The following is a 15,525-nucleotide window of genomic DNA, read 5'->3' as shown; positions in this document are numbered from 1 at the left end:
AGATGAATATGCTGACATTTCAAAAGCTTGAAACCGAACGAATAGTATTGGATGAAGTGAAGATGCAGGATGCTCCGTACGTATTTGCCGCTCTGTCTGACCCTGCTGTAACACAGTTTTACGGCATGGAGCCACTCCAGTCAATCGACGAAGCAGAGCGAGTCATTTCCTCCTTCCGATGCGGTCTGCAGGAAGGCCGCGTAATAAGATGGGGTATGTTCTGCAAAGAAGCAGGTCGTTTTCTTGGAACTATTGGCTTGCATCAAGTTAACCGAAGCAATCGACGTGCAGAAATCGGGTACGAATTACATCCTGATCATTGGAAGAAAGGATTTGCGAATGAAGCGATGGGAGCTGTTCTAAGCTATTGCTTTGAAGAACTGGACCTGTTACGTGTCGGGGCTATGGTCTACCCGGAGAATGAAGCTTCAGCATCACTTGTGGAGAAGCAAGGATTTAAGAAAGAAGGGCTTTTGCGCAGTTATTATTATCATGGCGGTAAAACATATGATGCGAATGTATATGCACTGTTGCGAGAAGACTGGGTAAGTGAGCAGGATAACTATGGGAATTAATAGAATGGATCTTAATATAAATAAATTGTTTAAAAAACGCAGAGGGTAAGTCGCCTCTGCGTTTTTTTAAAATTTGAAGTTTATTATTTAGCAGAATAGAGAACTTATAGAACATGAGAGTTAGTCAAGATTATCCTTTTAAAGAACTTGATGAATCTAAACTTCTAATTCAGCATTTAAACAGCCAACAAAGGAGATTTTATTATGTCAGAACAACGTCAACTAGCATTGATTACTGGAGCATCATCAGGTCTTGGGCTTGAACTAGCCAAACAATTTGCACAAGATAATTATGATATAGCATTATCTGGATCAAGTGATCGAATTTTCGAAGCAGCTGACACTATCCGTGATTTAGGAGTGGAAGCTTATCCTCATAAAGCCGATGCAGCGACATATGATGGTGTAGAAAGCTTTTAGAACTTTGTCAGTGAACTGAAACGCCCGATTGAGGCGGCAGTACTTAACGTTGGGATTGGCCTTGGGGGAGCGTTTACTGATACCGATCTTGATGATGAGTTAAAACTCATTTCAATCAACATTTCTGGTACAGTACATATAGCGAAGCGAGTGGTACATCATATGGTTCCGAATGGCAAAGGCAGAATACTGATCGTTTCATCCATTTCTGCTACGCAGCCTACACCTTATGAAACTGTATATGGTCCATCGAAGGCCTTTGGGTATATGTTCGCAGAATCATTGCGTGAGGAGCTGCGTGAAACAGGTGTTACGGTCACAGCATTGCTTCCAGGACCAACAGACACCAACTTCCATTCAAATGCAGGCATGGACTCCAGTGAAATTGGTTCTTCTAAGAAAAATGATAAAGTGCTCGTTGCGAAACAGGGCTATGAAGCACTTATGAATGATGAGGATCATGTCTTCGGCGGAAATGAAGAAACGAAACAACAAGCAGAAGATAATAGAACAACACCAGAGCCTGTAAAAGCAGCAAATCATGCAGAGAAGGCTCGTCTGCAGAATTAAAATGCAATCCTGATTAAATGTATTTAATCTTGTATCCTTATTTTAATATACTTTTGATTATATTTATATGTTTTGCTATCGCTATTCAATTCTATTTAGTAAATGTAGCGGAATTAACATAAAAAGGACATCCTATATTGTAGGATGTCCTTTTAAAGAAGCGATTACTATTGAATTTAGAATTATGAAGAACTACTACTTGCTCAATATTCAAAACTTACCTAAAAGTAGGCGCATCTATTTTAAAACGTTCTTCAACTAAAGCTTTCACGTCAGAAGAGGCTTGATCATATGAAATATTCTTTATTTCCTGTATTTCTCCTATGAGGAACTCTTCTGCATTTTTATATATTTTTTTGTCTGATTGAGATAAACGACCGTCCGTAGTATGAAAGTGCATCAAATCTCTTATTATTTGACTGATTTCTATCGTAGTACCAGATTTCATCTTAACATCCAAGACTTTTGATCGTTCACTTACTGAAGAAGGCAAAGGAACACCATTGTCATAGAAATCCAATTTAACCTGCTCTAATTGTTCTAAAGAAATGATTGGGCGAAGACCATTCTGGTTTTCGCTCTGACTCGGTACAAACACATGTAACTTTCTATAAGGGAAAAATATTTTGAAATACTCTCTTTCCCTAATGAATTCCGTTGATTCTATGGTTCCTGTTCCGTGAAAAGGATAGAATACACTATCTCCGCCTTTAAGCAAATTAACAATCTCCCTTCAAAGATACCTCTATTATAACACAGACTGGTCCGGAGCATTTTTTGCTTATAGGTTTATTGTTCACTAAGGTCATTTTTTACATTCAAAATTTAATATGTAATCAATAAAGCTAAGAAAAAAGTGAATCTTATAAGAATAAATAATGTTGTAGATACGGCTTTCTATAGATTATATGCGAGCTGTACAATAAAAAATAACACTGGATATGTTGATTTTTAATTATATTTCCTGTAGGATACTCAATATATTAATAAATGAGCGTTGAACGGATTACAGTAATGTGTGTTCTCCCTGTTAGAGAGAGCTGACGGATGGTGCAAGTCAGTACAAAGAACAGCATGAATTACGATTCTGGAGCATCTTCTTCGAACCGGATGGTGAGGGGAAGACGGTTAATAGCCGTTATGATAATGAGATATTGACATATTAACTATGTTGATAATTAGGGTGGTACCGCGTAAATCACGTCCCTGCTGATACTTTTCAGCAGGGATTTTTTTTAGAAACTAACTAAATAAATGATAGCAATGAATGGATTATAGTAGTGCATGTTCTCCCTGAAACAGAGAGCTGACGGATGGTGTGAGTCAGAACAAAGAACAGCATGAATTACGATCCAGGAGCTTTCTTCTTCTAACCGGATGGTGAGGGGAAGACGGTTAATAGCCGTTATGAGTAATGAGATATTGACATATTAACTATGTCGATAATTAGGGTGGTACCGCGTAAATCACGTCCCTGCTGATACTTTTCAGTAGGGATTTTTTGTTTTTAAGAAACTAAATAAATGATAGCAATGAATGAATTGAAGTAGTGCATGTTCTCCCTGTTAGAGAGAGCTGACGGATGGTGCAAGTCAGTGCAAAGAACAGCATGAATTACGATTCTGGAGCATCTTCTTCGAACCGGATGGTGAGGGGGAGACGGTGAAGAGCCGTTATTAAAATCGAGATATTGACATATTAACTATGTTGATAATTAGGGTGGTACCGCGTAAATCACGTCCCTGCTGATACTTTTTCAGCAGGGACTTTTTGTTTGGTTAGACAGTTAAGGAGGTGGTTAACCGTGGATGATGATTATTACTATACAAAATTAATCAGAACAAGATTTGATATAGAAAGAGGAGAAGAAAATGAGTCAGAATGGTTTGCGGAAAGAGCTTTTACCTAGGCACGTACAGTTTTTAGCCTTAGCGGGCATGATTGGTACCGGTATTTTTAAAGGAAGCGGCGAGACATTAGGAATTGCGGGACCAGGTGTAGTTGTTTCCTACTTGCTCGGCGGAGTGTTATTGCTGATAGTCATGGTTGCGTTAGCTGAAATGGCGGTTGTGTATCCAAATCATAATGTGCAGCATTTAGTTCATAAGGCGTTTGGATTTCATATATCCTTCATCGTTGGATGGCTGTACTGGATCAACTGGACACTTGTTACAGTAGTAGAAATACTAGCGGCAGGGTCGTTCCTGCAGTTTTGGTTTTCTGATACGCCACTGTGGTTGTTAAGCGCAATTTGTGCAGCACTTATTATCGGGATTAACAGTTTGCAAGTGAAATTCTATGGCGAAATGGAATTTTGGTTTGCCAGTATTAAAATTATCGCTCTCGTACTATTTATCTTATTGGGTGGCGCAGTTTTACTTGGTTTGACCGACTTTGCTCCGGATACACCAACACAGCATCTGTTTGGACATGGCGGCTTTTTCCCGAATGGTATGCAAGGAGTTTTTGCAGCCTGCTTGATTGTCATGTTTTCTTTTGGAGGATCTGAGTTAATCGGGGTAGCGATTTCAGAAACCAAAGATGTGAAAAAGGTATTGCCGAAAGTAATCAAAGGTGTCGTTTGGCGTGTATTGCTATTTTACATTCTTCCAATCACAATCATTGCGGGACTTATCCCTTGGAACCAGGTCGCTGGAACAGAAAGTCCATTCATTCAAGTCATGGATGCAATCGGCATACCAGGAGTAGCGCACGTAATGAATTTCATCCTTTTAACAGCAGTACTATCTGCTGCTAACTCGGGTATGTTCGCTACTTCTAGAACAATGTTTTCATTAGCTGAAAAAGGAGAAGCGCCAAAATTACTAACGAAGACTTCTAAATCAGGTGCTCCAATAAATGCTATATCTTTAAATGGAGTACTATTGTTGGTGGGTGCTGGACTGGCGTACTTTGCGCCAGAAAGTATTATTGGAACGATGATGACAATTCCTGGATTCACCATGCTGCTGCTATGGCTGAGTATTTGTGCAGCGCAGCTGAAATTGCGCCTTGGATACGCAGAAATGCCACACTTCAAAATGAAGTTGTTTCCAGCAACTACGATTGTAGGGATTGCAGGACTTGGTATCATTTTGATAGGATCAACATTCAGTAAAGGTATTTCAGTAGGAACGGTAGTTTGTTTTACAGCTTTAGCAGTACTAATTGTACTGGCACTAATTATGGGGCGGAAAAAGAGAAAAGAAGAAACAAAATTTAAAAATGCTCAGTAAGCCTATATAGACTGTCTGAAAGAGTCACTCTGTGGCTCTTTTTTTTATTTTGAGGATAATGATTTCGCAAAAGAGACAAAGGACGTCAAATTTCACCAAATAGTCTAAAAAGTAGTAAAAAAGCCTTGATTAACTAATACAACTAATTGTATCATTGATAATGAGAACCAATATCAATTAGAGAGAGCTAAAAGATAGTCGATTTCTTAGCTTAAGTTTATAGCTCTAGCCACGTAGTTTTGCACTAGTAAATAGTATACATAGAAAAAAGGGGAGAAATAACAAATGATCAAAAAGCATAGATCCTTACTTAAAATGGCGATTTTTTCAGTGTTGTTCCTATTAGTACTTTCAGCATGCGGTCAATCGAACTCAGATGAGAATTCAGAAGGAAGTAATTCATCTGGCGGAGATTCTGCTTCATCTGAAGGTTATCCAATCACGATTGAACATGCTTTCGGAGAAACGATAATCGAATCTAAGCCTGAACGAGTTGCAACTGTTCAATGGGGTAACCAAGATGTTGCGCTTGCACTTGGCGTTGTGCCAGTAGGTTTTTCTGCAGCAAACTTCGGTGTGCAGGACGACAGCGGACTGCTTCCTTGGACTGCTGAAAAACTAGAAGAATTAGGCGAAAGTGATCCAAACGTTTATCAAGATACAGATGGTCTAGATTTTGAGGCTATTGCTGATTCACAACCAGATGTCATTCTAGCGGCTTATTCAGGTCTGACAGAAGAGGATTACAATACACTAAGCGAAATTGCACCTGTAGTAGCTTATCCGACTTCTCCTTGGACAACGTCTTGGCGTGACCAAGTGACAATGAATGCAAAAGGTATGGGGATGGAAGAAGAAGGCGAGCAGTTAATTGCTGATACAGAGAAAACAATTGAAGAAAAAGTCAACGAGCATTCTGATATTAAAGGTAAAAAGGTTGCTTGGGTCAACTTCTCAGCAACAGATCTATCAGAGTTTCATCTATATACACCAGCTGATTCTCGAGTTGCTTTCTTAGAAGAAATGGGAATGGAATTCCCTGAAAGTATCTCTGATTTAATTGAAGATGATGCTTCTTATTCTCTAAACTTAAGTGCAGAGAATGCAGACGTACTTAATGATGCAGACATAATAATTGGTTACGGTGACGACAGTACGTACGAAGCGGTTAAAAATGATGCGCGTTTAGGACAGATTAAAGCGATTCAAAATGGTTCTGTCGTATTTATCGCTAATAACTCTGATCTAGCAGCTGCGGGAACTCCAAATCCGCTTGCGATTGAGTATACAATCGACAACTATGTAACTCAGATCGATGACGCTTTAAGTAACAATGAACAGTAATGTAGCGAAGAGACCAGTGGGGCATAAGCGAAGCTACTACGCAGCGATAATGCTCGTGTTCTTCATACTGCTGTGTGTTAGTATAGTTGCTTCACTGGTTTTTGGATCAAGATCTGTGACGATAGATGATTTAATGGCAGGATTATTTTTATCCAGCTCAGACTCTTACGCTGCAGCTGTTGTTAGCGAAAGGGTACCTCGAACGGTATTTAGTCTGCTGTGTGGTGGAGCGCTAGGTGTGTCTGGCGCTCTCATGCAAGCAGTAACCCGAAATCCACTGGCAGATCCCAGTATTTTAGGGGTTAACACAGGTGCATCATTGTTTGTCGTATTAGGTATAGCATTTTTTAATATCAGCACAGCTGGTCAGTATATTTGGCTTTCAATAGTAGGGGCAATTATTACAGCTATCATTGTATACGGTATTGGTTCAATGGGGCGTACTGGCAATACGCCTCTTAAACTTGTACTGGCTGGTGCGGCAACAAGTGCAATATTATCTTCCCTGATCAGTGCAATCATGCTTCCACGCTCTTTTGTAATGGATCAGTTCAGGTTCTGGCAAGTAGGAAGTGTGGGTGCTGCAAATTGGGATTTCATTGCAATTTTTTTACCATTTTTAGTTTCTGGAATCCTGCTGGCTTTCATAATGGCGCCATCGCTTAATGCGCTGCTGCTTGGAGACGAAATTGCAACAGGTCAAGGGGTCCGCACTGGATTATTGACTTTAGTATCCGCTTTTACAGGAGTCATTTTGTGCGGAGCAGTTACAGCATTGGCTGGTCCAATTGGTTTTATTGGTTTGCTCGCGACGCATTTGATGCGGCTTATCTTTGGTCCGGATTTACGTCTTATTATACCTATGTCAGCTATTTCAGGTGCTAGCATACTAACGATTGCCGATGTACTTGGCAGATTAATAGGGAGTCCTGGTGAAGTGGAAGCCGGGATTATAACTGCTTTTATTGGTGCTCCAGTATTAATACTGCTCGCAACTAAATTGAAAGTGCGGTCACTATGATAAACAGCTCAACAATTCTTATTAAACAAGGCAGACAACGTCGATTCAGAAAGTGGCTGGTCATTAACATCCTGCTTGCAGCACTTGCTGTAGCACTTTGTATGGCCATGCTTCTTTTAGGTAACACAATCTACCCAATTTCAGATGTTTTTCAAGTGCTTATGGGTGAAAGAATCCCTGGAGCTTATTTTGCTGTTAATACAATAAGGCTCCCAAGGATGATGGCAGGTCTTTTTGCCGGCTTGGCTTTCGGAATGGGTGGCCATATTTTCCAGACAATGCTTCGTAACTCGCTTGCCAATCCAGATGTACTGGGAATTACCACAGGTTCAAGTGCTGCAGCATTGTTCAGTATACTAATCTTTCAAACGAGTAATACGGTTGTTTCTTTAGCTTCGGTAATAGCAGGACTTGTCACAGTTTTACTCATTTACTTGTTGTCATCAGGCAGTCATTTTTCTATTGGTCGGCTTATACTCATTGGAATCGGTATTCAGGCAGCTCTTAGCGCAGTTATTTCCTACCTATTAATGGTTGGCAGCCAACAAGATTTGCCTGCAGCACTCCGATGGTTAAGTGGAAGTCTAAACGGTGCTAAAATGGAAACCTTATTACCGCTTATTTGTACAGTAGTAATTTTCGCTCCACTATTAATTGTTTTAGGAAAGCAATTAGACATATTAGAGCTCGGAGAAGAGTCTGCATTATCTCTTGGATTGAGTACAAACAAGATAAGACTTATCCTCATATTGAGCGCTGTACTCATGATAGCTTTTGCAACCGCCACAACCGGCCCAATAGCGTTCGTCGCTTTCCTTTCTGGTCCGATTGCAAAAAGATTAGTTGGAACTGGGTTTTCAAATGTCTTGCCCGCAGGTCTTATAGGCATTAACCTAGTTCTAGGAGCAGATTTGATAGGACAATTTGCTTTTGAAGTCAGATATCCAGTTGGTATAATAACAGGATTGGTTGGAGCACCATATCTGCTTTATTTACTTATAAGGATGAATCGAAAGGGATATTTATGATGAAATCAACTCACAAACTTCAAACTGAGCAAATTGCTGCCGGCTATGAAAGTAAAAAAATCCTTCACGGGATTGATGTTGTTATTCCCAACAATCAAATTAACGTCATTATTGGTCCTAATGCATGCGGTAAATCAACCTTGCTGAAGACGATGGCAAGACTGATCAAGCCAATTGCTGGGGATGTCATTTTAGATGGGAAATCAATTCATAAAATACCTCCTAAGAAACTAGCAAGAGTTTTAGGCGTGCTGCCGCAGTCGCCAATCGCACCTGAAGGTATTTCAGTAGCGGATTTAGTCGGCAGAGGCAGATTCCCGCATCAATCATTGCTAAGCGGATGGTCAGAAAAGGATTATCAAGCGGTCGAGGAAGCAATGGATATGATGGGTATTACCGAGCTTGCCAACAGACACCTAGATGAACTGTCTGGCGGCCAAAGACAGCGTGTTTGGATTGCTATGGCATTGGCTCAACAGACAGATATATTATTCCTTGATGAACCAACAACCTTTTTGGATATTACGTACCAAGTTGAGATTTTGGACTTGCTTACAGATCTTAATCGAAAATACGGTACGACAATTGTGATGGTTCTTCATGATATTAACCTTGCTGCTCGCTATGCAGATTATATTTTTGCTCTTCGAAAAGGCGAACTGATAGCCGAAGGACGACCATCTGAGATTATTACGGATGAGTTGATTAAAGATATTTTTGAGCTGGATTGTACTGTTATTGAGGATCCCGTTTCAAAATCTCCAATGATAGTACCGCGGGGACGTTACCACGTTTTTAGTTAAACTGCTTCTCTCTGACAACTATTAGGCTGCAATGTTCAACTTACTTAAACGGTACTCTAACAGATAAAAGGAGCAACGCTATGCGTTGCTCCTTTTATAATTGTAAACCTACATATTTGTCTTCTTATACGCTAAAGGTGTCATACCAATATGCCTACGAAATTTTGCAATAAAGTAACTAGTACTATTAAACCCTACTTTATAACCCACATCTGTGACATTTGCATCTGGATCCTGAAGCAGGATCAAACTTCTTTGGATACGATAATCAGTTACGTAGCTCAAAGGAGATTGTTTTACTATCCGCTGAAAATATCGGCATGTTTCTGAACGGCTTAATTGGCCGGCTTTGGCGATGTCGGACAAACTTAGTTTTTCATTGTAATGAACATGAATATAATAGAGCATTTGTTTCATTCGCTGACTTTTTAAAATGTCTGTTTCTCTGTATTCCAGCTGTATACCATTCATGATTAAATTTTGCCATATAGCATTAAGATGGTGGATTACGCTAATCTCAAAATATGGTGACTTCAATTCGATTAATTGATGTATTTCCATTATGGCTCTTAAAATGTTTTTCTCCCAATCTTCATTAATTCCTATTTTTAAGTAAGTCAGGTTAGTCGCTTGGACATAGGGATGCACATACTTAGCATGCAGCTCCTTTGTTAGAAGTGTGTGTGGAGAAACATTTAAACAAATATAGACAGAGCTTGAGTCGGTTTGATCATCTGCTCTGTGCAGACAACCGCTATTTATAAAAATTCCTTCTCCTTTTTGCACCTTCACTATCTCTTCATTTATCTGAAATTCAGCATTGCCGTTTGTAACTAGCACAAATTGGATCTCATTATGCCAATGAAGCGGAATATAACCATGTACATTTTGTTTAATCGTTGTTTCATAACATGCGACAGGCAATTCAACTGTTTTATGTTGGGTTAATTCTTCTAATTGCGGATTGATTAAGAAATCTTTGATTTGCATGCTGTTACCTCAATATAGTTATATTTTTATATACAAATTTTGTATTAAAATGCTATTGGTTTATTTATGATGGCACTATTGTAACAAAAGAGGAGGTTAACATGTGCAGAATAGTCGCGTTTTAGGAATAGCTTTGGTACTCATTGGAGCTACTTTATGGGGCGTTTCAGGAACAGTTGCTCAATTTTTATTCCAAGAGAAAGGATTCAGTACGGAGTGGCTCACCGTGATAAGACTATTAGTAGCTGGAGTCGTGTTATTGTCGCTTGCTCACCTAAAAGAGGGAACGAAAGTGTGGGCAGTCTGGAGAAGTAAAAATGGTGCGATGAGTATAATCTTATTTGGAATCTTAGGAATGCTTGCTGTACAGTATACATACTTCGCCGCTATTGAACATGGAAATGCAGCGACCGCCACCATTCTTCAGTATTTAGCGCCAGCTATTATCACATGTTATTTGTCGCTTCGATTCAGACGTCTGCCATCATTCACAATCATTCTATCTGTCGTAATAGCTATTATAGGTACTTTTCTTTTAGTGACTGGAGGAAACCTTCAATCTCTTTCTATCTCGGGCTGGGCCGTGTTTTGGGGTATTGCCTCAGCATTTGCTTTAAGCTTTTACACATTACAGCCCTTAAGACTGCTTGCGGACTGGGGAGCTAAGATTGTAGTTGGTTGGGGAATGCTGATTGGCGGTGTGACTTTCAGCTTTATACATCCGCCATGGCAAGTGCAAGGAGAATGGACATTATCCTCTGTAGCAGCAGTACTATTTGTCATCATTTTCGGTACGATAATTGCTTTTTATTTCTACCTGGAGAGCACAACATATATTGCCGCTTCCAAAGTGAGTCTGCTTGCTTCTGTTGAACCATTGTCTGCAACGTTTCTTTCTATCTTGTGGTTCCATATTCCGTTTGGGTTGGCGGAGTGGATAGGTACGATACTGATACTAGCCACTATTACCACTTTATCCATAGTAAAGGATGACAGAAAATAACTGTTAAACGATCTTACATTTATATTAAACTATAAGAAGTTCAAGCCAGTGAAATAATAGAGTATAGTACTTATCGGCATGTATATAATAGGAGATGTGCAAAATGAACATACACTTTTCAATACCACGCCCAGAGGATATAAAAGAGCTAATTCATATAGAAAATTTAGGCTTCACGCCAGAGGAAGCGGCATCGGAAGAAGCTATGATAGAGCGGATTGCTGTCATTCCGGACTCCTTTATCATAGCGAGAGATGAACAGAGTAAGGTTATTGGTTATGTCGTTGGTCCAGTTTTAAATCAGCGTTATATTACAGATGATCTATTTGAGAAATCAGTACCTAATCCAACTACTGGAGGATTTCAAAGTATACTCAGTTTAGTAGTGCATCCTGATTACAGAGGGAAAGGTATTGCTGCACAATTGTTGGGTGAGTTAGAACGAATCTGTGTGAAATCTAAAAGAGAAGCTATGACTTTAACATGCTTAGATTATTTGGTTCCATTTTATGAAGCGAACGGGTATCAAAACGAGGGGAAATCAGATTCGGTACACGCGGGTTTGGTCTGGTTTAATCTGGTGAAAGAAATTAAAAGTGTAAATTGACTTTGCGTGATTATGTAAAAGTTAAGAGGAATTATGCAAAGCAACAAGAAATAGACGCCATTTAGCGTCTATTTTAGTAGGGTTTTATACAAGGCAAGAAGGCTTCTAACTCGACAGGCTTTCCATGTTTTCTGTTACAGTAACATGTAAATATAAATCACTGATTAACTTGAGATGCTTCCTTAGCATCTACTGTAGAAGGTCGTTTAACTACAGGAGATAAGAAGAACACAGCGACTACAACTATTAGCACAGTACTCATTGCGTTAAGAAGTCCAATTGCATCTCCCAGCATACCTAAAAGTGGCGGTCCAACTAAAAATGCTAAATAGCCGATAATGGAAACAGCTCCGACTCTTTGTGCGGAGTTAATGGGATTATCACCAGCTGCAGATAAACCGAGAGGGAATCCAATGGAAGCACCAATGCCCCATAGAAATACACCTATTACTCCTATTGGTAAATTAGGTGCAAAAATTAATACCCCAACACCAATTGCCGCAAATATTGCAGCGTATCTTAAAACTGCAACTCGCCCAAAACGATCCAAGAAGTATCCAGCGCTTAATCTGGCAATTAACATAGCACTTAAAAACACAACATAGACAAGTGTGCCTGATTGAGCTTCTACATTAAAGCCATCAACGATTGCGAGTGGAAGCCATTCATTAGCGGTTCCTTCTGCAAAAGCCATGCCTAAAACAATCAATCCAATTAAAATAGTACGCTTTTCTTTCCACACATTGGAAGTGGGGTGGTCTTTGGCCGAACTTTTAGTTTCTTTTAACATCTTTCCGTTTCCAGTAGGGATATTGCTGATAAATATACCTACTATAATTAGTGATACTATTACGATGCCGATAAGATGCTGCAGAGTGGATATTCCAAGACTTAATGTGAGGTAGCCAAGACCTGCGCCAATTAGTGTACCTGCACTAAAACATCCGTGTAATGCAGGCAAAAGTGTTTTTGAAGCGGCTTGTTCCAGCATTGCACCGTCAACATTTATTGCTACTTCTCCCATTCCGTATCCTAGACCGAATAAAGCCAATGATAAAAATAATAAAAAGGGAACCGGGAAAAACGCCGCATTTATACCTATAGAGGCAAGGCCAAGAATAATAAGGATTAGGCAAATTAAGATAACAGGTCGAGTGCCTAGCTTGGCAATTACTTTATTTGCTGCTAAAAGCCCTATGATTGAACCACAAGCTAACCCGAAAATTATCCAGCCCATTAACGACGTAGACGCTTCAAGTGTATTACGGATATCTGGTGTTCTTGAGATCCAAGTTGAAAATGACAGACCTGGTAGGCTAAATAAAATGAAAAGTGCATATTTCCACTTACGCAAATCATGCAATGCTACATTATTATCCATTCCGATCATCTCCTTCACACTACTTCTTAAAGGTCTTTTAAAAAGTATACAAGGCTATACTATTGGTAAATATAACCTCTGTCAATACGTTCTTTTACTTTAATCGTTTGCATCCAGAAGAACATGAATCAATCCATTAAAATAACATTGTGTTACATCCTTCATTTTTTCAATTTGGGGTAGGTGGGAAGAGGGTATCCACTCCATACATTTTCTTTTTATATCAGCAATATTCATAATACGCAGCAGTTCTCCAGTTAGTACAATGGTGTGAGGATTCATCACAGCTGTAATGGAAGTAAGAATCTTTGATACAGGTTCAAGATATTCCTTAGGCTCGTGTATTTTTCTGACTAATTCTTGTGGATTTGAGTCTACAGGTAAGAGTGATATCTCACCTGCGAAATTTGAATTGCCTGCGTAGGGTTTGCCGTCAAGGATAAATCTAACTCCTGGAGGATGACCGTCTACTAGTGTTAACAATCCAATAGTCTTTGGGTCGCTATATGATTGTTCTCGATAATAGCCGAGCAGACTAAAAGATAATTCGTTATCAATAAAGAAACTCAAATTGAATCTTCTTCTGAGTAGTGAGACTAAATCTATTTGTGCCAAACTTGGAGCATCACAATTTTCAATCTGGCCATCGCGAACTACTCCAGGTATTCCTATTGCTACTTTTGTGCAAGTGGGGTATCTTTTGGTGATTTCTTCTAAGAAAAGAATAATTTCATCAACTGTAATAGAAAGAAGTTGCTTACATACTGTTTCTATTTCCTCTCCCAGAATGTTTGCAATCACTACTTCGATTGCATTTCTTCCTCCCTCTGTTTTTATGCACATACCAATAAGTATTTCGTAGTGTACGTTCAATTTAAAAACTCTTGGACGTCTGCCTCCTGTAGACAGCTCTGTCTCAGTTTCAAAAACTTCACCGCGTGTCACAAAGCTTTTTAAGATATTGCCGCAAGTGGCTACGCTTAGACCACTAAGTTTAGAAAGTTGAAGTGCGGTAATCTCCCTTTTTTGTCTCAGAATACTTCTTATGATTTTCTCATTTTGTATCTTAACTGCTTTTGTCGTGTTAATAGCATCAGACATCCCGCTACTCTCTCCTTAGCTGCGATCATATATAGTGTTAGGCTATTACTGTTTCACGAATTTTTCAATACATCTTCTCATAAGAGCTGATATTTTTTAAGAAATGGCTTTGGAAGAGAGTGAATAAGTCAAATTGAATAGAAATCCAAATTGCGCCATTTGCATCTCAACTTATCTTCTTTCATATGTAGATAATTTCCAAAGAAAGGACTATTTCTATTAATAGACTATAATAAATAGGTATTTGTTATTTCACATGCTAGAATAAGGTGTTGAGCATATATAGACTAAGGAGATATAGTAATGACAATCGAGAAAAAACTGCAAGTAGCAGTAGATAAAGAGTTACATGAATTTCTTTGTGATAATATACATAAATTGAATGATGAATGGTTTGCTGGACTTACAAAGTCAGAAGGGGTTTATGGTTCTGATGATCAAGCAGTAATAGATGTTTTAAAAGAACAAAACAAAGATTTTCATGTTCGTTTTTGTGAGTTGTTTGATCCTGAAAGTCCTCTATCTTACGAATTATTTGAGGAGTGGATAGTGGAGATATCCAAGGATGAACAACATCTAATGACTCCAATTGATGACATAATAGATGAATTCAATAGAACAGAAACATTGTATTTAGAGCTATTAGATGGCTTTGTGGCAGAGCATGATTTATGTGGTAAGGAAACACTTAGTTATACTCGGAAGATTACAAGCGCTTTCAATCAGATCATTGTCTGGTTTACTAGGGAGAATGCAAAACAAGCTGAATTCAAGCTGGTTGCACAGCAAGCAATGATCTTGGAGCTGAGTACCCCGGTTATTTCATTAACACCGGATGTAGCGCTGCTGCCTCTGGTTGGTGATATTGATACAAACAGAGCTAAGTATATGATGGATAATGTACTGGAGCAATGTGCAAAATTAAGTGTAGAATATCTAATACTTGATTTGTCAGGTGTAGTTATAATTGATACCATGGTTGCCCACCGAATATTCAATATAATAAACTCTTTAAGACTGCTAGGAGTAGAAACTATATTGTCGGGAATCAGACCGGAGATTGCACAGACTGCAACACAATTAGGAATTGGTTTTAATGTTAAAACGACACATTCTTTAAAAGCTGCAGTTGAACGTTATATATTGAAATAAAAAAAACTCTCCATTTACGTTTTATGAAAAGTGGAGAGTTATTTTTTCGCTTTATAATGGATTGCTTGTTTTAAAAGTGCTATATCTTGATTGATATGTTTTTTAATAGATTCATTTGGGCATCTGTCGAAATCATGCATTAACCTGGCTAGCTCCCTGTAAATTAATTTCTTTTCATTTAAGTACACGTTATTGCTTTCCCCCTCAACTAAAGTACTTTGCCCGATAATTCGACATCCTAAACCTTTATTTCTAAATGAGGGAAACTTTACATATTTAAGACGAACACAAATA

General features: G+C 38.9%; 13 protein-coding genes, 1 pseudogene and 3 other annotated features. Of the genes and pseudogenes, 10 read left to right on the top strand and 4 right to left on the bottom strand.

Annotation, left to right across the window (positions count from 1 at the left end; translation table 11 throughout):
- Positions 1 to 8 precede the first annotated feature (8 nt).
- Both GZ22_RS09815 and GZ22_RS09810 read left to right on the top strand, forming a co-directional pair.
- A complete protein-coding gene (locus GZ22_RS09815) occupies positions 9 to 575 on the top strand; it encodes a GNAT family N-acetyltransferase (RefSeq protein ID WP_038561814.1) in 567 nt (188 codons plus the stop codon).
- A gap of 204 nt (positions 576 to 779) precedes the next feature.
- Positions 780 to 1,565 (top strand): annotated as a pseudogene (locus GZ22_RS09810) (SDR family NAD(P)-dependent oxidoreductase).
- 217 nt (positions 1,566 to 1,782) lie between these two features.
- On the opposite strand, the gene GZ22_RS09805 reads toward GZ22_RS09810, so the two are convergent.
- Positions 1,783 to 2,283 carry a CarD family transcriptional regulator gene (locus GZ22_RS09805; RefSeq protein WP_038561811.1) on the bottom strand — a complete coding sequence of 167 codons (501 nt, stop codon included), beginning with the start codon at positions 2,281 to 2,283 and terminating at the stop codon, positions 1,783 to 1,785.
- Positions 2,284 to 2,553: 270 nt separating this feature from the next.
- Positions 2,554 to 2,776, top strand: a binding site (T-box leader).
- Between the two features lie 43 nt (positions 2,777 to 2,819).
- Positions 2,820 to 3,044 (top strand) — a binding site (T-box leader).
- A gap of 44 nt (positions 3,045 to 3,088) precedes the next feature.
- Positions 3,089 to 3,312, top strand: a binding site (T-box leader).
- 124 nt (positions 3,313 to 3,436) lie between these two features.
- Here GZ22_RS09805 and GZ22_RS09800 point away from each other — a divergent pair.
- From GZ22_RS09800 to GZ22_RS09780, 5 genes are all read left to right on the top strand, one after another.
- Entirely contained in the window at positions 3,437 to 4,801 is a 1,365-nt protein-coding gene (locus GZ22_RS09800) for an amino acid permease (protein ID WP_038561809.1), read from the top strand.
- Between the two features lie 285 nt (positions 4,802 to 5,086).
- Positions 5,087 to 6,145: an iron-siderophore ABC transporter substrate-binding protein gene (locus GZ22_RS09795; RefSeq protein WP_038561806.1), complete on the top strand. Its 1,059-nt coding sequence runs from the start codon at positions 5,087 to 5,089 to the stop codon at positions 6,143 to 6,145.
- A gap of 49 nt (positions 6,146 to 6,194) precedes the next feature.
- Positions 6,195 to 7,166, top strand: a complete 972-nt coding sequence (locus tag GZ22_RS09790) for a FecCD family ABC transporter permease (RefSeq protein WP_425427805.1) — start codon at positions 6,195 to 6,197, stop codon at positions 7,164 to 7,166.
- Entirely contained in the window at positions 7,163 to 8,194 is a 1,032-nt protein-coding gene (locus GZ22_RS09785) for a FecCD family ABC transporter permease (protein WP_038561801.1), read from the top strand. Before GZ22_RS09790 ends, GZ22_RS09785 begins: the two co-directional genes overlap by 4 nt.
- Positions 8,194 to 8,997 (top strand): ABC transporter ATP-binding protein, encoded by an 804-nt coding sequence (locus tag GZ22_RS09780; RefSeq protein ID WP_038561799.1) that lies wholly within the window; start codon positions 8,194 to 8,196, stop codon positions 8,995 to 8,997. Before GZ22_RS09785 ends, GZ22_RS09780 begins: the two co-directional genes overlap by 1 nt.
- 108 nt (positions 8,998 to 9,105) lie before the next feature.
- On the opposite strand, the gene GZ22_RS09775 is transcribed toward GZ22_RS09780, so the two are convergent.
- On the bottom strand, positions 9,106 to 9,987 hold the full coding sequence (locus GZ22_RS09775; protein ID WP_038561796.1) for an AraC family transcriptional regulator: 882 nt from the start codon (positions 9,985 to 9,987) through the stop codon (positions 9,106 to 9,108).
- Between the two features lie 103 nt (positions 9,988 to 10,090).
- Between GZ22_RS09775 and GZ22_RS09770 the strand changes: the two genes are divergently transcribed.
- Together GZ22_RS09770 and GZ22_RS09765 are read left to right on the top strand one after the other, a co-directional pair.
- Complete coding sequence (locus GZ22_RS09770) at positions 10,091 to 10,990, top strand: DMT family transporter (protein ID WP_038561794.1); 900 nt, start codon at positions 10,091 to 10,093, stop codon at positions 10,988 to 10,990.
- 103 nt (positions 10,991 to 11,093) lie between these two features.
- A complete protein-coding gene (locus tag GZ22_RS09765) occupies positions 11,094 to 11,597 on the top strand; it encodes a GNAT family N-acetyltransferase (RefSeq protein WP_038561791.1) in 504 nt (167 codons plus the stop codon).
- Between the two features lie 157 nt (positions 11,598 to 11,754).
- Here the strand turns inward: GZ22_RS09765 and GZ22_RS09760 are convergent, their stop codons facing one another.
- Together GZ22_RS09760 and GZ22_RS09755 are read right to left on the bottom strand one after the other, a co-directional pair.
- On the bottom strand, positions 11,755 to 12,978 hold the full coding sequence (locus GZ22_RS09760) for an MFS transporter (RefSeq protein ID WP_038561789.1): 1,224 nt from the start codon (positions 12,976 to 12,978) through the stop codon (positions 11,755 to 11,757).
- 99 nt (positions 12,979 to 13,077) lie between these two features.
- On the bottom strand, positions 13,078 to 14,079 hold the full coding sequence (locus GZ22_RS09755) for an ROK family protein (RefSeq protein ID WP_038561786.1): 1,002 nt from the start codon (positions 14,077 to 14,079) through the stop codon (positions 13,078 to 13,080).
- Positions 14,080 to 14,382: 303 nt separating this feature from the next.
- On the opposite strand from GZ22_RS09755, the gene GZ22_RS09750 reads away from it, so the two are divergent.
- A complete protein-coding gene (locus GZ22_RS09750; protein ID WP_038561783.1) occupies positions 14,383 to 15,231 on the top strand; it encodes an STAS domain-containing protein in 849 nt (282 codons plus the stop codon).
- Positions 15,232 to 15,525 lie beyond the last annotated feature (294 nt).

This window comes from Terribacillus saccharophilus, from assembly GCF_000725365.1.
In the GTDB taxonomy this organism is placed as follows: Bacteria; Bacillota; Bacilli; order Bacillales; family Amphibacillaceae; genus Terribacillus; species Terribacillus saccharophilus.
This window is presented reverse-complemented; position numbering and strand designations above follow the sequence as displayed.